The sequence below is a fragment of the Streptomyces sp. NPDC001373 genome, from assembly GCF_042895815.1.
Lineage (GTDB): Bacteria > Actinomycetota > Actinomycetes > Streptomycetales > Streptomycetaceae > Streptomyces.
On sequence record NZ_JBIAWQ010000004.1, the window covers coordinates 89,498 to 107,616 of the forward strand.

Consider the following 18,119-nt stretch of genomic DNA (forward strand, 5'->3'; position numbering starts at 1 on the left):
GCGCGTAGACGTTCAGGGACCGTCAAATCCCACCCCCCTCTTCCTCCACACACCGGAGTTCCCTCACATGCGCTCATCGCATCCCCGTTCCGCCGCCGTCGCCGCCCTCGTCGCCGCCGCGCTGGCCTCCGGCCTGCTCGCGGGCACGGCCGACGCGGCCGAAGGCGCCGTGTCCGCCGATCCGGTACGCATCCACGACATCCAGGGCACCACCCGGATATCCCCGCTGAACGGCAAGGCCGTCGCCGACGTCCAGGGCATCGTCACGGGCGTGCGCACCTACGGCTCGCGCGGCTTCTGGATCCAGGACCCCGACGCCGACGACAACCCCGCCACCAGCGAGGGCATCTTCGTCTTCACGAACTCCGTCCCGACCGTGGCCGTCGGCGACGCCGTCAAGGTCTCCGGCACGGTCGGCGAGTACGTGCCCGGCGGAGCCGCCTCCGGCAACCAGTCCGTCACCCAGATCGCCAAGCCCGCCGTGACCGTGCTCTCCTCCGGCAACGCGCTGCCCGAGGCCACCGTCATCAACGAGTACTCCGTCCCGGCGGAGTACGCCCCGGCGGGCGTCCCGGCGGCCGGCGGCAGCATCAACGGCCTGACCCTGGACCCCTCGCGCTACGCCCTGGACTACTACGAGTCCCTCGAGGGCATGAACGTCCGCATCGGCAACTCGCGCGTGGTCGGCGCCACCGACCCGTACGCGGAGCTGTGGGTGACGGTCAAGGGCTGGGAGAACACCGCCAAGCGCGGCGGCACCCTCTACGGCTCGTACGAGTCCCAGAACACCGGCCGCCTCCAGATCCAGCAGCTGGCGCCGCTCGCGCAGCAGCCCTTCCCGGTGGCCAACGTCGGCGACAAGCTGACCGGCACCACCGAGGGCCCGCTGGACTTCAACCAGTTCGGCGGATACACCCTGGTGGCCCGCACGCTCGGCACGGTCAAGGCGGGCACCCTCGCCCCCGAGAAGACCAAGGCCCAGTCGCCCGGCGAGCTCGCGGTGGCCACGTACAACGTGGAGAACCTCGACCCGAGCGACCCGCAGCAGAAGTTCGACAACCTGGCGAAGGCCGTCGTCCAGAACCTCGCCTCGCCCGACATCGTCGCCCTGGAGGAGATCCAGGACGACAACGGCGCCAAGAACGACGGCACCGTCTCGGCCGAGGAGACCATCAAGAAGTTCACCGCCGCCATCGCGGCGGCGGGCGGCCCGGCCTACCAGTGGCGCTCCATCAGCCCTGAGAACAACAAGGACGGCGGCGAGCCCGGCGGCAACATCCGCCAGGTCTTCCTCTTCAACCCCGCCCGGGTCTCCTTCACCGACCGCGCCGCGGGCGACGCGCTGACGGCGACCGGTGTGGCCAAGGAGAACGGCAAGGCGGCCCTGACCCACTCCCCCGGCCGGATCGACCCGGCGAACCCGGCATGGGCCGACAGCCGCAAGCCGCTGGCCGGCGAGTTCGTCTTCCGCGGCCGCACGGTCTTCGTGATCGCCAACCACTTCAGCTCCAAGGGCGGCGACGAGGGTCTGACCTCTCAGCACCAGCCCCCGGTGCGCAAGTCGGAGGACAAGCGGCTGCTCCAGGCGCAGGCGGTGAACTCCTTCGTCAAGGAGATCCTCGCGGCCGACAAGAACGCGGACGTCCTCGCCCTCGGCGACATCAACGACTTCGAGTTCTCGAACACGGCGAAGGCGCTGGAGGACGGCGGGGCCCTGTACTCGGCGATCAAGTCGCTGCCGAAGGCTGAACGTTACTCCTACGTCTACCAGGGCAACGCCCAGGTGCTGGACCAGATCCTGATCAGTCCGGCGATCAAGAACTACGCCTACGACAGCGTGCACATCAACGCCGAGTTCTCGGTCCAGAACAGCGACCACGACCCGCAGGTGCTGCGCTTCCGCCCGTGACACCTGCCAAGAGGGGCCCGGCCGCCGCCACGGCGGGGCCCCTCTGCCACACTCCGGCCGTGATCTTCCGTACCGCCACCCGCCGGGACCTGCCCGCCGTACTCGCCCTGCTGGCCGACGAGGAGCGGGTCGTCGACCCGGCCTCGGTCGTGATCGGCGAGGCGCACGAGCGGGCCTTCGCCGACATCGAGGCGGACCCCCGCAACGAGGTGCTGGTCCTGGCGGACGGAGAGGCGGTCCTCGGCTGCCTCCAGCTGACCTACATCCCCGGCCTGGGCCGGGGCGGCCGGGAACGGGCGCTGGTGGAGGCCGTACGGATCCGCGCGGACCGGCGCGGCGGGGGCCTGGGCGCGGAGCTGATGCGGCTGGCCGCGGAGCGGGCCCGCGCGCGGGGCTGCGGGCTGGTCCAGCTGACCAGCGGCAAGCGGCGCTCGGCCGCGCACCGCTTCTACGAGCGGCTCGGCTACGCCCGCAGCCACGAGGGGTTCAAGCTGCCGCTGGAGCCCTGAGCGGAGCCCCGGCGGGGCGATCCGGGGACCTTCGGCCCTGGCGTGACGCTGGACACACCGGTGCCCACACGGGCCCGATGTGGTGTTGAGTGTCCCCCACGCCCGATCTTGTCCTTCTTGTACCGCGCGCATCCCGGAGGCCGTGTGTTCCCCTCCATCCCCCTCGCCCAGGAAATCGGCCTGGCCGTCCTGTTCGTGGCCGCCCTCGTCTGGGTGCTCGGCCTGGGCCACATGCTGTGGGACGGCCGCTTCCACCACCCGGAGCCGGAGGCGCACGAGGCCCTGCCGGTCATCCCGTCCCAGCGCACGGCGGCCGGGCACCCGATGGAGTCGGTGGAGCTGACGCCGGCGGAGCAGGAGGCCTTCGCGGGCCTGGTCCGCACGATCCCCCTGCACTGAACGGCACCGCACCCGCACCGCACACGACGGAGCGCCCCCCACCCCCGCGAGGGGTGGGGGGCGCTCCGGCAGACCGGCCCGCGAGGGTCAGTTGTGGCTGTGCAGGACCTCGTTGAGGCCGCCCCAGTTCGCCTTGTACGGGCGGGCCTCGACGGCGCCGGTGACCGAGTTGCGGCGGAAGAGGATGTTGTCGGCGCCGGAGAGCTCCAGGGCCTTGACGACCTGGCCGTCCGGCAGGGTCACCCGGGTGCCGGCGGTGACGTAGAGGCCGGCCTCGACGACGCACTCGTCGCCGAGGGCGATGCCGATGCCCGCCTCTGCGCCGATCAGGGTGCGCTCGCCGATCGAGATGATCTGCTTGCCGCCGCCCGAGAGCGTGCCCATGGTGGACGCGCCGCCGCCGATGTCGGAGCCGTCGCCGACGACGACGCCCGCGGAGATGCGGCCCTCGACCATGGAGGTGCCCAGGGTGCCGGCGTTGAAGTTGACGAAGCCCTCGTGCATCACGGTGGTGCCCTCGGCGAGGTGCGCGCCGAGGCGGACGCGGTCCGCGTCGGCGATGCGCACGCCCTTGGGGGCGACGTAGTCGGTCATGCGGGGGAACTTGTCGATCGAGGTGACCTGGAGGTGCAGGCCCTCGGCGCGGGCGTTCAGCCGGACGGTCTCGACCCGGTCGACAGCGACGGGGCCGAGCGAGGTCCAGGCGACGTTCGCCAGCAGGCCGAAGAGGCCGTCCAGGTTCTGGCCGTGCGGCTTGACCAGGCGGTGGCTGAGCAGGTGCAGGCGCAGGTACGCGTCGTGCGCGTCCAGCGGCTTGTCCTCCAGGGAGGCGATCACGGTGCGGACGGCTACGACCTCGACCCCGCGGACCGCGTCCGAGCGGATGGCCTTGGCCGCGGCGGCGCCGAGGAGCTCCACGGCCTGCTCGGCGGTGAGGCGCTCGGTGCCGGCCGGGCCGGGCTCGGCGGAGAGCTCGGGGGCGGGGAACCAGCTGTCGAGGACGGTGCCGTCGGCGGCGAGGGTGGCAAGTCCGGCGGCGACGGCGCCGGTGGTACGCGTGGCAGTCATGCCCGAAACCTAACCGGCGACGGGCCGCGGCCGCGAACCGGTCTCATGTGCCGGGCGCGCGCCGTGCCGCCCCTCCTCCTCCCGGGCGGCCTCCGCCGCCGCCCGACCCTGCCGCCCCGACAGCCGGATCAGCACCGCTCCGGCCCCGGCGGCCAGCGCCGCGCACAGCGGCCACAGCAGCCACGGGGCCGCCGCGTACAGGGCTCCGCCGGCCGGCGGGGCGAGGACGGTCCCGCTGACCGAGACCCCGGCGTACAGGCTCTGGAACCGTCCGACGGCGTGTGCCGGCGCCTGGTCGGCGACGTACGCGGTGGCGGTGGTCTTGTAGAGGATCTCGCCGAGGCTGACGAGCACCATCATGGCGACGGCGGTGGCCGCCCCCGCGCCGAGGAGCAGCGTCGCGTACCCGGCGCCGACGAGCACCAGCCCGGTGCCGGTGACGGCCAGCGGCGGCCTGGCCCGCAGCGCGACGGCGGCGGGCAGCTCCAGCAGCAGGATGACGGCCCCGTTGACGGCGATGACCAGCCCGAAAGCGCGGACGTCCAGGCCGTGGTCGGCGAGGAAGACCGGGAAGGTGAAGTACTGCTGGCGGTAGACCGTGTCCGCGACGAGGATCGCGCCCAGCAACACCAGGACGGCGGGCCTCGCGCGCAGTTCGGCCCACACCCCGTCGCGGCCCCGACCCCCGTCCGGGGCCGCGACGGGGGTGCGGGCCGCGCCGCGCGCCGGGACGACGCGGGCGGTCCAGAGGGCGAAGAAGAGGGTGCCGAGGCCGTCCGCGAGGAAGAGCCAGTCGTACGAGAGGCCGGCCGCGACCAGTGCGCCGAGCGGCGGGCCGAGGGTGAAGCCGCCGTTGGACACGCACCGTACGACGGCGAAGGCCTGCCGGCGGGCGCCCTCGGGGACGGTGACCGCGACCAGCGCGGAGTTGGCCGCCCGCACCACGCCGTTGGCGTACTGGGCCAGCGGCAGCGCGGCGTACAGCAGCGGCGTCGGCAGCAGCGGGAGGACGGTCAGGGTCAGCCCGGCGAGTGCGGAGGCGGCGAGCAGGACGCGGCGGTGGCCGAAGCGGTCGCCGTACCAGCCGCCGGTGAAGTTCCCGGCCACCAGGCCGATGCCGCCGATGCCGGTGACGACGCCCGCCTGTGCGGCGCCGAGGCCGCGCGGGCCCGTCAGGTAGAGGAAGACGAAGACGAAGGTGAAGCTGACGACGGCGTTGACGAACACCCCCGCAGCCAGCAGCCACACGACCCTCGGTACGTCCTTGAACCCCTGCAGCACACCCGTGCCCCCCTCGCCTCGCGCAAGTAAGTTCCCTTTGGGAACGGACTATGTCAGCATGACAGCCTTGGGTCAACGGACTAAGGAGTTCCCATGGCCCAGCGCACGCACCTCGGCGACGCGGACTGCTCCATCGCCCAGGCCCTCGACGTGGTGGGCGACTGGTGGACGCTGCTGATCGTGCGCGACACCGCACGCGGGCTGTACCGCTTCGACGAGCTCCAGCGGGAGCTGGGGGTGTCCCGCAAGGTGCTCGCCGAGCGGCTGAAGCTGCTGGTCGAGGCCGGGGTGCTGACGCGCGAGCCGTACCAGGAGCGCCCGGTGCGGCACGAGTACCGGCTGACCCCGCGCGGGCGGGGGCTGCTGCCGGTCCTGGTGGCCCTCCAGGACTGGGGTGACACCTGGGTCCTGGGAGAGGGAGAGATGACCGCCACGACGGAGGAGTCCTCGAAGGAGGCCGCACGGGTTCACGCGCTGCGCGGCACCCGGCTGCCGGAGCTGCTGCTGCCGGACCGTTTCGGCGAGGTCCGCGACCCGGTGGCGGACACCCCGTTCACCGTCCTGTACTGCTTCCCCGGCGCGTACGCCCGGGCCGACGCCTACCCGCCCGGCTGGGGCGGGATCCCAGGCGCCAGGGGCTGCACGCTGGAGTCCTGCACCTTCCGCGACCAACTCGCGGAGTTCGCCGCGGCCGGCGCCACCGTCCACGGCGTCTCGACCCAGCGGCCGGACGAGCAGCGGGAGTTCGCCGAGCAGGAGCGGCTGCGCTTCCCGCTCCTGTCGGACGCGGACCTGGAGCTGGTGACGGCCCTGCGGCTGCCGACCTTCCGCGCGGCGGGGGTGAGCCGGATCAAACGGCTGACGCTGGTGGTGGACCGGGACCGCACGGTGCGCGAGGTGTTCTACCCGGTCCGGGACATCGAGGCGGGCGTGGCCGCGGCGCTGGCGGCGGTCCGCGCGGCGGGGTGACCCGTCAGCCCCCCGGCCGCAGCACCCGGCGCAGGACCTCGCGGGTGTACGGCTCCTCGTACGCCGCGCCCGTCAGCAGGACCTGGAGGCCGATGCCGTCCATGACAGCCGCCAGCGCCCGCGCCGTGAGGGGGTCGGTGTGGCCCTCCAGGGCCCGGGTGACGGCCTCGCACCACTCGGCGGCGACCGGCCGCAGCGCGGGGCGGCGCAGGGCCGCCAGGTAGAGCTCGTACTCCAGCTCGGCCCGCCCCCGGTCGGCGGCCAGGACCTCCCCCAGCATCCGGGCCAGCGCCCCCGCGAGGTCCTCGCCCTCACGCAGCGCGAGCACGGGGGCCCAGGTCTCGTTCGCCTGCCGCAGGGCCGCCACCAGCAGGTCGTCGAGGGTCTTGAAGTGGTACGTCGTCGAGCCCAGCGGCACGTCGGCCTCCGCGGCGACGCTGCGGTGGCTCAGCCCTGCGATGCCCTTGGCCCCGACCACGCGGATCGCGGCGTCGATGATCCGCTGCCGGCGCTCGGGGTCGTACCGGCGCACCGCGGCCGCCATCAGTGGGCCGCCCCGCCCAGGTTGAGCAGGACCACCCCGGCGATGACCAGCGCGATCCCGGCGATCTTCGCGGCGGTGGCGGCCTCGCCCATGAACACCATGCCGATGGCGGCGATGGCGGCGGTGCCGACCCCGGCCCAGATCGCGTACGCCGTGCCGACCGACATCGACTTGAGGGTCTGGGCGAGCAGGGTGAAGGCGATGACGTAGCCCAGCAGGGTGCCCAGGGAGGGCCACAGCCGGGTGAAACCCTCGCTGTACTTCATCGCGGTGGTGCCGGCGACCTCGGCGGCTATGGCCATGGCAAGCAGTACGTAGGGCATGCGTACGACAGTACACATCGATGCGTACACATGTACACACGCAGACCCCGGGACACCGGCGCGCTTCGGGGCTACGGTGTCCCCACTCAGGGGACAGGGGGCCGCTCATGGCGATGCAGCAGGGGACCCACGGCGGCGGCCGGCTGCCCCCGCACCGGCCCCGGCCCGGGGTGGTGCCGCTGCGCCCCCTGGGGACCTCCGACATCCTCGCCGGCGCCCTCGCCGCCCTGCGCCGCTACGGCGGCCCGCTGTGCGGTGCCCTGCTGCTGGGCCAGCTGACGGCCGCACTCGTGGTCACCGCGGCGGCCGGCGCGGCCACCCTGGCCTCGCTCAGCCCGAGGTCGGGCAGCCGGGTCTTCGTCTGGACCCTCTTCCCGGCGGCGGGCCTGTTCCTGCTGTTCACCTGCGCGCTGGCCACCGCCCTGATCGCGGCCCTGCTGCGCCCGGCGGTCCTGGGCCGCGCCGTGACCGCGCCGGGGCTGCTGCGGGCCGCCCTGCCCCGCACCCCGGCGGTTCTCGGCGCCCAGCTGCTGGCCCTGCTGGCGGCGGCCGGGCCGCTCGCGGCCCTGGTCGCGCTGGGGGTGCCGCCCCTGGCGGTGCTCCCCCTCGTCCCGGTGGCCCTCTGGCTGGGGGTGCTGTCCGCCCTGGCGCCGACCGCCGCCGGGTACGAGGGGCTCGGCCCGGTGGCGGCCCTGCGGCGCTCGGCCCGCCTGGTGCGCGGGGCGTGGTGGCGGACCCTGGCCGCGACCGCCCCGGCGGTGGTGTTCACCGGGGCGGCGGCGTACGCGCTGCTGCTGTGGTTCGGGCTGCCGGGGGCCCTGTCGGCCCTGGTCCTGCTCCCGGCGTTCCCCCAGCTGCCGGCCGGCCTGCTCTACGTGGACCGCCGCATCCGTCGCGAGCACCTCGCCGAGGCCCTCGCGACGGACGCCTGCGCCCCTAGGAAAGCGTGAACCAGGCCGCGCGGGACTTCTTGAACTCCGGGTGCGTGATGTCCTTGGCCTCGACGCCGTCCCCATAGAGGTCGGCGGAGCCGCTGTCGGTGATCAGCTGCACCCGCGCGCCCGGCACCGACAGGTCCGGGACCTCCACGATGGCCTCCCAGCCGCCGGGGTCGGTGGTCGGCAGATCGGCCCGCTTGACCGGGGCGTGGCCCGCGACGCCGTCCCACTGGTAGAGGGCGTAGGGGTCGGAGTTGTCGTCCGCCGCCCAGGAGCCGGCCAGGATCAGGTACTGGTCCTGCGCGTTCTTGCGGATGTCGCGGACCGACAGGCCGCCGAGGTCCAGCTCGACCGGCGTACCGAAGGCGGCCGCGGACCCGTTGGAGAGCACCTTGTCGAAGTTGGTGACCGGCACCAGCAGCGCCCTGCCTCCCGGGACCGCCGGGGCGAGCGGGGCGCGGAAGCCCACGTAGGCGGTGGTGGTGGAGCCCGGGGCGAACTCCAGGCCCTCCACGTTGAACCCGTCGATCTGCTTGGGTGCCCGGCCCGCCGCCGTGCCCGCCGCGAAGCCGTAGCGGTTCCCGTTCGCCGTGTCCCAGGCGACCAGGTCCTCGCGCAGGTGCCTGTACGAGCGCCCGTACGCGAGCTGCGTGGCGGAGCCGGAGCCGCTGACGGTGGTGGTGAACACCGTGTTGCGCGGCGCCTTGTACGCGCCGTCCTTGTTGTTGCCGAGCGAGCCGGTCCAGTAGACCGTGTTGCCGATCCGGGTGGCGCCCTCGATGTCCACCTCCTTGGTGACACCGAGCTGGGAGCCGAAGTCCCAGGTGCGCACGGGGGCGTCGGAGCGGGAGCGGTCGTACAGGCGCAGCACGTTGTTCTCGTCGTCCGCGACCACGGTGTAGCCGCCGCCGACGTCCACGGCCGCGGAGGAGTCCGAGGCGCCGCTGAAGTAGCGGGCGTCGGCCGGGTTCCGGACCGCGGCGGAGGCGGCGTAGGAGAGGGTCCTGGTGGCGGTCTTGCCGCCGAGCCCGGTGACCTTGATCGTCAGGTTGGTGTAGCCGCGGCCGTGCGCGGTCACGGCCAGCCGGCGCACGGCCCCGGCGCCGGTGACCGTGACGTCGCCGGTGCCGGCCACGGAGGCCCTGCTGGAGGCGGAGGCGCTGACGGTCAGCGCGGAGGCGTCGGCGCCGCTCTGACCGACGGTCACGTCGACGGTCTGGTCGCCGACGCCGTTGACGGATCCGGACAGGTAGCCGGCGGACAGCGAGATGGTCGGGGTCCCGTAGGTGACCGCGTGCGCGGGCATGACCGTCGCGGCGACGACCAGTGCGGCGATCCCCGTGGTACTCGCGATTCCGAGCTGCTTCTTCAAGGTGACGTCCTCTCCCTCACGGCGTCACTCCGTGACGACCGTCGAGAAGATTCGGCCACCCCGGCCAACGTCCGGTGCACACCGGTCGTCCGCCGCAAGAACAGGGAGGGCCCCCGGCACGTGCCGGGGGCCCTCCCATGGACCGCGTGGGTCAGACGTTGAATCCGAGCGCGCGCAGCTGCTCACGGCCGTCGTCCGTGATCTTGTCCGGACCCCACGGCGGCATCCAGACCCAGTTGATGCGGAGCTCGTTGACGATGCCCTCCGTCGCCGACTTCGCCTGGTCCTCGATGACGTCCGTCAGCGGGCAGGCCGCCGAGGTCAGGGTCATGTCGAGGGTGGCGATGTTCGCGTCGTCGATGTGGATCCCGTAGATCAGGCCCAGGTTGACGACGTCGATGCCCAGCTCGGGGTCGACCACGTCGTAGAGGGCCTCGCGGACCTCCTCCTCGGTGGCCGGCTTGATCGACGCCTCGGGCGTCGCGTTCTCGGTCATGCCGTCTTCCTCTCCGCGTCGCCCAGCACCTGGGCGGTCGCGTCCTTCCACGCCATCCAGCTCAGCAGAGCACACTTCACACGCGCCGGATACTTGGAGACACCGGCGAACGCCACCGCGTCCTCCAGTACCTCCTCCATCTCCTCGTCCGGCTCGATCTTGCCCTTGGACTGCATCAGCTCCAGGAACACGCCCTGGATCTTCTGCGCCTCGGACAGCTCCTTGCCGACCAGCAGCTCGTTCAGCACGGACGCGCTGGCCTGGCTGATGGAGCAGCCCTGGCCCTCGTAGGAGACGTCCGTGAGCGTCTCGCCGTCGTACTTCACGCGGAGCGTGATCTCGTCGCCGCACGTCGGGTTGACGTGGTGCACCTCGGCGTCACCGTCGCGCAGGCCACGCCCGTGCGGGTGCTTGTAGTGGTCCAGGATCAGTTCCTGGTACATCGAATCCAGCTTCACAGCGTCCTCGTCCTCGTGGCCCTCGGTCAGCCGAAGAAGTTCCGTACGTGCTCCAGCCCGTCGACCAGCGCGTCGACGTCGGCCGGAGAGGAGTACAGGTAGAAAGACGCCCGCGTGGTCGCGGGAATTCCGTAGCGCAGGCAGACGGGACGCGCGCAGTGGTGTCCCACGCGTACCGCGATGCCCTGCTCGTCCAGGACCTGGCCCACGTCGTGCGGATGGATGTCGCCGAGCACGAAGGAGATCGCCGCGCCGCGGTCCTCGGCCGTGGTGGGGCCGATGATCCGCAGGTCGGGCACCTCCTGGAGGCGCTTGACCGCGTACTCGGTGATCGCGTGCTCGTGCGCCGCGATCTTGTCCATGCCGATCGCGGTCAGGTAGTCCACGGCCGCACCGAGGCCGACGGCCTGGGCGATCGGGGGCGTGCCCGCCTCGAACTTGTGGGGTGCGGGGGCGTACGTCGACGAGTGCATCGAGACGGTCTCGATCATCTCGCCGCCGCCGAGGAACGGGGGCAGGTCCTCCAGGAGCTCCTGGCGGCCCCACAGGACGCCGATGCCGGTCGGGCCGCACATCTTGTGGCCGGTGAAGGCCACGAAGTCGGCGCCGAGCGCCTGCACGTCCAGCGGCATGTGCGGAGCGGCCTGTGAGGCGTCGATCAGCACCAGCGCGCCGACCTCCTGCGCCCGCCGGACGATCGCCTCGACCGGGTTGACCGTGCCCAGGATGTTGGAGACCAGCGTGAAGGAGACGATCTTCGTCTTCTCCGTGATGACCTCTTCGATGGCGGACAGGTCGAGCCGGCCGTCGTCGGTGAGGCCGAACCACTTCAGCTTCGCGCCCGTGCGCTGGGCGAGCAGCTGCCACGGCACGATGTTGGAGTGGTGCTCCATCTCCGTGATGGCGATCTCGGTCTCGCGGTCGACCCGGTAGGGCTCGTCGGCCCAGCCGAGCATGTTCGCGACCAGGTTGAGCGACTCCGAGGCGTTCTTGGTGAAGATGACCTCGTCGCGGCTCGGCGCGTTGATGAAGGCGGCCACCTTGTCGCGGGCGCCCTCGTACAGTGCCGTGGCCTCCTCGGCGAGCACGTGCACGCCGCGGTGGACGTTGGCGTTGTGCCGCTCGTAGTAGGCGTTCAGCGCGTCGAGCACCTGGCGCGGCTTCTGCGAGGTCGCCGCGTTGTCCAGGTAAACGATCTTCTTCCCGTCGTGGACCACACGATCCAGCAGGGGGAAGTCCTTGCGGATCGCCTCGATGTCGAGGAGGCCAGGCAGCTGTGTCACGCGGTCGCGCCACCCTTCACGTACTTGTCGTAGCCCTCGTTCTCCAGCTGGTCGGCGAGCTCGGCGCCGCCGGACTCGGCGATGCGGCCGTTCGCGAACACGTGCACGAAGTCGGGCTTGATGTAGCGCAGGATGCGCGTGTAGTGGGTGATCAGCAGGGTGCCGACCTCACCGGTCTCGCGGACGCGGTTGACGCCCTCGGAGACGATGCGCAGGGCGTCGACGTCGAGGCCGGAGTCCGTCTCGTCGAGGATCGCGATCTTCGGCTTGAGGAGCTCCAGCTGGAGGATCTCGTGGCGCTTCTTCTCACCGCCGGAGAAGCCCTCGTTGACGTTGCGCTCGGCGAAGGCCGGGTCCATCTGGAGCTGCTCCATGGCGGACTTGACCTCCTTCACCCAGGTGCGCAGCTTGGGGGCCTCGCCGCGGATGGCGGTGGCGGAGGTGCGCAGGAAGTTGGAGACCGAGACGCCGGGGACCTCGACCGGGTACTGCATGGCGAGGAAGACGCCGGCGCGGGCGCGCTCGTCGACGGACATCTCCAGGACGTCCTCGCCGTCGAGGGTCACGGAGCCACCGGTGACGGTGTACTTCGGGTGACCGGCGAGGGAGTACGCCAGGGTGGACTTGCCGGAGCCGTTCGGGCCCATGATGGCGTGCGTCTCACCCTGCTTGACCGTCAGGTCGACGCCCTTGAGGATCTCGCGGGCGCCGTTCTCGGCCTCGACGGAGACGTGCAGGTCGTGGATTTCAAGCGTTGCCATGGGTACCTCAGGACTCCTGGGTGAGGGAGACGAGCACGTCGTCCCCTTCGATCTTTACGGGGTAAACGGGGACGGGGCGCGTCGCGGGCAGACCGGAGGGCTTGCCGGTGCGCAGGTCGAAGGCCGACCCGTGCAGCCAGCACTCGATCATGCAGTCCTCGACCTCACCCTCCGAGAGCGAGACGTTCGCGTGCGAGCAGATGTCGTTGATCGCGAACACCTCCCCCTCGGTGGAGACGATGGACACCGGCGTGCCGTCGAGTTCCACCCGCTTGGGGGTGTTCTCCTCCAGCTCGCTCAGCACGCAGGCCTTGACGTACGTCATCAGACGGCCGCCGCCAGCTCGGCCTCGATCTTCGCGATGAGGCGCTCCTCGATGTCCTCGACACCGATCTGCTGGACGAGCTCGGCGAAGAAGCCGCGCACGACCAGGCGGCGGGCCTCGTCGGCCGGGATGCCGCGGGCCTGGAGGTAGAAGAGCTGCTCGTCGTCGAAGCGGCCGGTGGCCGAGGCGTGGCCGGCGCCGACGATCTCGCCCGTCTCGATCTCCAGGTTCGGCACCGAGTCGACGCGCGCGCCGTCCGTCAGGACGAGGTTGCGGTTCATCTCGTAGGTGTCGGTGCCCTCGGCGGACTTCTCGATGAGGACGTCGCCGATCCAGACGGCGTGGGCGTCCTGGCCCTGGAGCGCGCCCTTGTAGACCACGTTGGACTTGCAGTGCGGGGCGTCGTGGGTGACCAGGAGGCGGTGCTCCTGGTGCTGGCCGGCGTCCGTGAAGTACAGGCCGAGCATCTCGGCCTCGCCGCCGGGACCCGCGTAGGTGACGCGCGGGTGCAGGCGGACGAGGTCCCCGCCGAAGGTCACGACGACGGACTTGAAGCTCGCGTCGCGGCCGATCAGGGCGTTGTGCTGCGAGGTGTGGACCGCGGTGTCGTCCCAGTCCTGGACGGACACGAAGGTCACCTTGGCGCCGTCGCCGACGAGGATGTCGACGTTGGCGGCGCGCACGCCGTCACCGGTGTGATCGATCACGATGATCGCCTCGGCGAACGGCTTGACGTCGAAGACGGTGTGCCCGAAGGTCGTGCCGCCCTCACCGTGCAGGGCGACCCGGATGGGCTCGGTGAGCACGGTCTCCTTGGGCACGGTGACGACCGTGGCCTTGGCGAACGAGGAGAAAGCCTGGGCGGCGACCCGGTCGACGGGCGTGCCGGCCCTGCCGATCCGCTCGTCGTCGCGCTCGACGGACTCGACCGTGACGCCCTCGGGGGCGTCGATCTGGGCCTTCATGGTTCCGTTGGCGACCGCGGTGCCGTCGTGCAGGCCCTTGAGGCGGGCGAGCGGGGTGAAGCGCCACTCCTCCTCGCGGCCGTGCGGGACCGGGAAGTCGGCGACGTCGAAGGACGGGGGCGCGCTCATCCGGGTGGCGACCGTGGACTCGGCGGCCACCGCGATCGCGCCGGCGGTCGTGGAGCCCGCGGATGGGGGTGCCCCCACTCGAGCGGAGCCGAGAGTGGGGGAGTTCTGAGCCTCAGCCATGGCTGTCGTTCTGCTCTCTTCCTGCGTCAAAGAATGTGCTGCGGAGGGGACGGGACGGCCGGTGCTTAACCGACCGAGCCCTCCATCTGCAGCTCGATCAGCCGGTTCAGCTCCAGCGCGTACTCCATCGGCAGCTCCTTCGCGATCGGCTCGACGAAGCCGCGCACGATCATGGCCATGGCCTCGAACTCGGTGAGGCCGCGCTGCATGAGGTAGAAGAGCTGGTCGTCGGAGACCTTGGAGACGGTGGCCTCGTGGCCCATCGTCACGTCGTCCTCGCGGACGTCGACGTAGGGGTAGGTGTCCGAGCGGGAGATGGTGTCGACCAGGAGCGCGTCGCACAGCACGTTGGACTTGGAGCCCGAGGCGCCCTCGCCGATCTCGACCAGGCCGCGGTAGGAGGTGCGGCCGCCGCCTCGCGCCACCGACTTGGAGACGATGTTCGAGGAGGTGTTCGGCGCCATGTGGACCATCTTGGAGCCGGCGTCCTGGTGCTGGCCCTCGCCCGCGAAGGCGATGGACAGGGTCTCGCCCTTGGCGTGCTCGCCCATCAGGTAGACGGCCGGGTACTTCATGGTGACCTTGGAACCGATGTTGCCGTCGATCCACTCCATGGTCGCGCCCTCGTACGCCACGGCGCGCTTGGTGACCAGGTTGTAGACGTTGTTCGACCAGTTCTGGATCGTCGTGTAGCGGCAGCGGCCGCCCTTCTTCACGATGATCTCGACCACGGCGCTGTGCAGCGAGTCCGAGGAGTAGATCGGGGCGGTGCAGCCCTCGACGTAGTGGACGTAGGCGTCCTCGTCGACGATGATCAGCGTCCGCTCGAACTGGCCCATGTTCTCCGTGTTGATGCGGAAGTAGGCCTGGAGCGGGATGTCCACGTGGACACCCTTGGGGACGTAGATGAAGGAGCCGCCCGACCACACGGCCGTGTTCAGCGAGGCGAACTTGTTGTCGCCGACCGGGATGACCGTGCCGAAGTACTCCTGGAAGAGCTCCGGGTGCTCCTTGAGCGCGGTGTCCGTGTCCAGGAAGATGACGCCCTGCTGCTCCAGGTCCTCGCGGATCTGGTGGTAGACGACCTCGGACTCGTACTGGGCCGCGACACCGGCGACGAGGCGCTGCTTCTCCGCCTCCGGGATGCCGAGCTTGTCGTACGTGTTCTTGATGTCCTCCGGCAGGTCCTCCCAGGACTCGGCCTGCTTCTCGGTGGAGCGCACGAAGTACTTGATGTTGTCGAAGTCGATGCCCGAGAGGTCCGAGCCCCACTTCGGCATGGGCTTCTTGTCGAACAGCCTGAGGCCCTTGAGGCGGAGGTTCAGCATCCACTCCGGCTCGGACTTCTTCGCCGAGATGTCGCGGACGACGTCCTCGGACAGACCCCGCTTGGCGGCGGCGCCGGCCGCGTCGGAGTCGGCCCAGCCGTACTCGTAGTTGCCCAGACCCTCGAGCTCAGGGTGAGCAGTCTCCGTGGTCATGCGGGGTTCCTCCCGGCCGTACTTGCAGATGCTGATGGGTCGTGCTGTGCCGCGCTTCGCGGGATGAACGTGGTGCACACCCCGTCGCCGTGGGCGATCGTGGCGAGGCGCTGCACGTGCGTCCCGAGCAGGCGGGAGAAGACCTCGGTCTCCGCCTCGCAGAGCTGCGGGAACTGCTCGGCGACGTGTGCGACCGGGCAGTGGTGCTGACAGAGCTGTTCACCGCTGTGCGGACCGGGAGCGCTCTTCGCCGTAGCAGCGTACCCGTCCGCGGTCAACGCCTTCGCGAGGGCCTCGGTGCGGTCCGAGGGTGCGGCCGCGTCCAGGGCTTCCCGGTAGGTCTCCGCCTGCGAGGCCATCCTCGCCCGGGCGAAGGCGGCGACGGCCGCCTCGCCCTTCGCCCCGCCGCCGACGGACTGCGCGATCCAGCGCAGGGCGTCCGCGGCGAGCGTGTCGTAGGACTGGTCGAAGGCGTCGCGTCCGCAGTCGGTGAGCGCGAAGACCTTGGCCGGCCGGCCCCGGGTGCGTGCGCCGTACACACGCTGCTCGCGGGGCGCGACCACGTCGTCGGCGACGAGCGTGTCGAGGTGGCGGCGGACGGCGGCCTGGGTGAGGCCGAGACGCTGCGCGAGGTCGGCGACGGTGGAGGGGCCGTGGTCCAGGATGGACCTCGCGACCCGGTTGCGGGTCGACCGCTCGCCGGTCGCGAGCTCCCCCTGGGGGGCCTCGCTCATCCGTTCGCCGTATTTCACAACGCCATTGTTGCGTAATTACCGGAGCCCCGACAACCCGTGACCGACGCCACTCCTGGTGTCGTCCATCACTAAGGGTTACCTAATCTATAGACGGAGAGTGAGCGAACGGCCGGGGCTCCACCGCCCCTGGCCAGCGACGATTCACAGGAGGGGGAACCTTCCCCCGGCGCCCGTGGGCGCCCCTGCCGCTCCGTAGACTCACCCGCATGAGCAACGACCCCGCCGTGGAGATCCGCGGACTGGTGAAACGGTACGGATCGAAAACGGCGGTCGACGGCCTGGACCTCACCGTCCCCGGTGCCGCGGTCACCGCGGTCCTGGGGCCCAACGGCGCCGGGAAGACCACCACCGTCGAGACCTGCGAGGGCTACCTCCGCCCCGACGCCGGCACCGTCCGCGTCCTGGGCCTCGACCCGGTGGCCGGGGCCCGGACCCTGCGCCCGCGCATCGGCGTGATGCTCCAGTCCGGCGGGGTCTACTCCGGCGCCCGCGCCGTCGAGATGCTGCGCCACATGGCGAAGCTGTACGCCGACCCGCTGGACGTCGACACCCTCGTCGAGCGCCTCGGCCTCGGCGGCTGCGGCCGCACCCCCTACCGCCGCCTCTCCGGCGGCCAGCAGCAGCGCCTCTCCCTGGCCATGGCCGTCGTCGGCCGTCCCGAGCTCGTCTTCCTGGACGAGCCCACCGCCGGCCTGGACCCGCAGGCCCGCCGCGCGACCTGGGACCTCGTACGCGAGCTGCGCACCGACGGGGTCGCCGTCGTCCTCACCACCCACCACATGGACGAGGCCGAGCAGCTCGCCGACGAGGTCGCCATCGTGGACGCCGGCCGGGTCATCGCCCACGGCAGCCCCGAGCAGCTGTGCCGCGGCGGCGCCGAGAACACCCTGCGTTTCTCCGGCCGGCCCTCCCTCGACCTCGCCTCCCTGCTGAAGGCCCTGCCCGACGGCACCCAGGCCGCCGAGCTCCTGCCGGGCACCTACCGGGTCACCGGTGACGTGGACCCGCAGATGCTGGCCACCGTCACCTCCTGGTGCGCCCAGCACGGGGTGATGCCCAGCAGCCTCACCGTGGAACGGCACACCCTCGAGGACGTCTTCCTCGAACTGACCGGCAAGGAGCTGCGCGCATGAGCGCGGGTACGTTCACCCCCCGGCCGGCGGCCGCGCCGGTCACCCGGATGATCTGGGCGCAGACCGCGCTGGAGACCCGGATGCTGCTGCGCAACGGGGAGCAGCTGCTGCTGACCGTGATCATCCCGGCGCTGCTGCTGACGCTGTTCTCCGTCGTCGACATCGTGGACACCGGCGCGGGGAAGTCGGTGGACTTCCTGGCGCCGGGCGTCCTGGCGCTCGCCGTGATGTCCACCGCCTTCACCGGCCAGGCGATCGCCACCGGCTTCGACCGCCGGTACGGGGTGCTCAAGCGGCTCGGGGCCTCCCCGCTGCCGCGGTGGGCGCTGATGGCCGCCAAGACCCTGTCGGTGCTGTTCACCGAGGTGCTCCAGATCGCCCTGCTGACGGTGATCGCCCTCGCGCTGGGCTGGTCCCCGCACGGGAACCCGCTGTCCGTCGCCGCGCTGGTCCTGCTGGGCACCGCCGCCTTCTCCGGGCTCGGGCTGCTGATGGCGGGCACCCTCAAGGCCGAGGTGACGCTGGCCGCCGCGAACCTGGTGTTCCTGCTGCTGCTGGTCGGCGGCGGGGTGATCGTGCCGCTGGAGAAATTCCCCGGCGCGGTTCAGGACGTACTCGGGCTGCTGCCCGTCTCGGCGCTCTCCGACGGGCTGCGCGCGGTGCTCCGCGACGGGGCCGCGCTGCCCTGGGGCGACGCGGCGGTGCTGGCGGTCTGGGCGGTCCTGGGACTGGGCGCGGCCGCGAAGTGGTTCCGCTGGGAGTAGGGCCCGGGCCCCGGGGCCGCGGGGTCCCTGCGGGAGCGGCACGGCTCCCGGAGTGACGCGGCTCTCGGGGCGGCCTTCCGGCCGGCGGGAGTCAAACACCGCCGCCGGTCGTTGGGCAGGCGGGAGGCCGACCACCT

20 protein-coding genes are annotated in these 18,119 nt (G+C 71.6%); 7 read left to right on the forward strand and 13 right to left on the reverse strand.

Annotation, left to right across the window (positions count from 1 at the left end):
- The first annotated feature begins 67 nt into the window (after positions 1–67).
- The 3 genes from ACFY15_RS11375 to ACFY15_RS11385 all read left to right on the forward strand — a co-directional run bounded on the left by ACFY15_RS11375 (position 68) and on the right by ACFY15_RS11385 (position 2,817).
- Positions 68–1,909, forward strand: coding sequence for an endonuclease/exonuclease/phosphatase family protein (locus tag ACFY15_RS11375; RefSeq protein ID WP_390685878.1), 1,842 nt, complete (start codon positions 68–70; stop codon positions 1,907–1,909).
- Between the two features lie 59 nt (positions 1,910–1,968).
- Complete coding sequence (locus ACFY15_RS11380) at positions 1,969–2,418, forward strand: GNAT family N-acetyltransferase (protein ID WP_390685877.1); 450 nt, start codon at positions 1,969–1,971, stop codon at positions 2,416–2,418.
- A 144-nt stretch (positions 2,419–2,562) separates the two neighbouring features.
- Positions 2,563–2,817 carry a hypothetical protein gene (locus ACFY15_RS11385; protein ID WP_390685876.1) on the forward strand — a complete coding sequence of 85 codons (255 nt, stop codon included), beginning with the start codon at positions 2,563–2,565 and terminating at the stop codon, positions 2,815–2,817.
- A gap of 87 nt (positions 2,818–2,904) precedes the next feature.
- Here ACFY15_RS11385 and dapD read toward each other — a convergent pair whose 3' ends face one another.
- Both dapD and ACFY15_RS11395 read right to left on the reverse strand, forming a co-directional pair.
- Complete coding sequence (gene dapD / locus ACFY15_RS11390; protein ID WP_390685875.1) at positions 2,905–3,885, reverse strand: 2,3,4,5-tetrahydropyridine-2,6-dicarboxylate N-succinyltransferase; 981 nt, start codon at positions 3,883–3,885, stop codon at positions 2,905–2,907.
- A 9-nt stretch (positions 3,886–3,894) separates the two neighbouring features.
- Complete coding sequence (locus tag ACFY15_RS11395) at positions 3,895–5,163, reverse strand: MFS transporter (RefSeq protein WP_390685967.1); 1,269 nt, start codon at positions 5,161–5,163, stop codon at positions 3,895–3,897.
- A 96-nt stretch (positions 5,164–5,259) separates the two neighbouring features.
- Between ACFY15_RS11395 and ACFY15_RS11400 the strand changes: the two genes are divergently transcribed.
- Positions 5,260–6,135: a winged helix-turn-helix transcriptional regulator gene (locus ACFY15_RS11400; RefSeq protein WP_390685874.1), complete on the forward strand. Its 876-nt coding sequence runs from the start codon at positions 5,260–5,262 to the stop codon at positions 6,133–6,135.
- A 4-nt stretch (positions 6,136–6,139) separates the two neighbouring features.
- Here ACFY15_RS11400 and ACFY15_RS11405 read toward each other — a convergent pair whose 3' ends face one another.
- Together ACFY15_RS11405 and ACFY15_RS11410 are read right to left on the reverse strand one after the other, a co-directional pair.
- Positions 6,140–6,679, reverse strand: coding sequence for a TetR/AcrR family transcriptional regulator (locus tag ACFY15_RS11405; protein WP_390685873.1), 540 nt, complete (start codon positions 6,677–6,679; stop codon positions 6,140–6,142).
- Positions 6,679–7,002, reverse strand: coding sequence for a DMT family transporter (locus ACFY15_RS11410; RefSeq protein WP_390685872.1), 324 nt, complete (start codon positions 7,000–7,002; stop codon positions 6,679–6,681). Before ACFY15_RS11410 ends, ACFY15_RS11405 begins: the two co-directional genes overlap by 1 nt.
- 107 nt (positions 7,003–7,109) lie before the next feature.
- On the opposite strand from ACFY15_RS11410, the gene ACFY15_RS11415 reads away from it, so the two are divergent.
- A complete protein-coding gene (locus ACFY15_RS11415; protein WP_390685871.1) occupies positions 7,110–7,952 on the forward strand; it encodes a hypothetical protein in 843 nt (280 codons plus the stop codon).
- Here the strand turns inward: ACFY15_RS11415 and ACFY15_RS11420 are convergent.
- From ACFY15_RS11420 to ACFY15_RS11460, 9 genes are all read right to left on the reverse strand, one after another.
- Complete coding sequence (locus tag ACFY15_RS11420) at positions 7,939–9,246, reverse strand: DUF3616 domain-containing protein (protein WP_390685966.1); 1,308 nt, start codon at positions 9,244–9,246, stop codon at positions 7,939–7,941. The genes ACFY15_RS11415 and ACFY15_RS11420 overlap by 14 nt on opposite strands.
- 217 nt (positions 9,247–9,463) lie before the next feature.
- Positions 9,464–9,808, reverse strand: a complete 345-nt coding sequence (locus tag ACFY15_RS11425; protein WP_007263433.1) for a metal-sulfur cluster assembly factor — start codon at positions 9,806–9,808, stop codon at positions 9,464–9,466.
- Positions 9,805–10,266: a Fe-S cluster assembly sulfur transfer protein SufU gene (gene sufU / locus ACFY15_RS11430; protein ID WP_042820170.1), complete on the reverse strand. Its 462-nt coding sequence runs from the start codon at positions 10,264–10,266 to the stop codon at positions 9,805–9,807. Before sufU ends, ACFY15_RS11425 begins: the two co-directional genes overlap by 4 nt.
- Before the next feature lie 26 nt (positions 10,267–10,292).
- On the reverse strand, positions 10,293–11,549 hold the full coding sequence (locus ACFY15_RS11435; RefSeq protein ID WP_390685870.1) for a cysteine desulfurase: 1,257 nt from the start codon (positions 11,547–11,549) through the stop codon (positions 10,293–10,295).
- On the reverse strand, positions 11,546–12,310 hold the full coding sequence (gene sufC / locus ACFY15_RS11440; protein WP_390685869.1) for a Fe-S cluster assembly ATPase SufC: 765 nt from the start codon (positions 12,308–12,310) through the stop codon (positions 11,546–11,548). Before sufC ends, ACFY15_RS11435 begins: the two co-directional genes overlap by 4 nt.
- Before the next feature lie 7 nt (positions 12,311–12,317).
- Positions 12,318–12,635 carry a bifunctional 3-phenylpropionate/cinnamic acid dioxygenase ferredoxin subunit gene (locus ACFY15_RS11445; protein WP_390685868.1) on the reverse strand — a complete coding sequence of 106 codons (318 nt, stop codon included), beginning with the start codon at positions 12,633–12,635 and terminating at the stop codon, positions 12,318–12,320.
- Positions 12,635–13,849, reverse strand: coding sequence for a Fe-S cluster assembly protein SufD (gene sufD / locus ACFY15_RS11450; RefSeq protein WP_390685867.1), 1,215 nt, complete (start codon positions 13,847–13,849; stop codon positions 12,635–12,637). Before sufD ends, ACFY15_RS11445 begins: the two co-directional genes overlap by 1 nt.
- Positions 13,850–13,914: 65 nt before the next feature.
- Positions 13,915–15,330: a Fe-S cluster assembly protein SufB gene (gene sufB / locus ACFY15_RS11455; protein ID WP_390685866.1), complete on the reverse strand. Its 1,416-nt coding sequence runs from the start codon at positions 15,328–15,330 to the stop codon at positions 13,915–13,917.
- Positions 15,327–16,064 carry a helix-turn-helix transcriptional regulator gene (locus ACFY15_RS11460; RefSeq protein WP_390685865.1) on the reverse strand — a complete coding sequence of 246 codons (738 nt, stop codon included), beginning with the start codon at positions 16,062–16,064 and terminating at the stop codon, positions 15,327–15,329. Before ACFY15_RS11460 ends, sufB begins: the two co-directional genes overlap by 4 nt.
- 227 nt (positions 16,065–16,291) lie before the next feature.
- Here ACFY15_RS11460 and ACFY15_RS11465 point away from each other — a divergent pair, with 227 nt between their 5' ends.
- Positions 16,292–17,218, forward strand: coding sequence for an ABC transporter ATP-binding protein (locus ACFY15_RS11465; RefSeq protein ID WP_390685864.1), 927 nt, complete (start codon positions 16,292–16,294; stop codon positions 17,216–17,218).
- On the forward strand, positions 17,215–17,982 hold the full coding sequence (locus tag ACFY15_RS11470; RefSeq protein ID WP_390685863.1) for an ABC transporter permease: 768 nt from the start codon (positions 17,215–17,217) through the stop codon (positions 17,980–17,982). Before ACFY15_RS11465 ends, ACFY15_RS11470 begins: the two co-directional genes overlap by 4 nt.
- Positions 17,983–18,119: the final 137 nt, after the last annotated feature.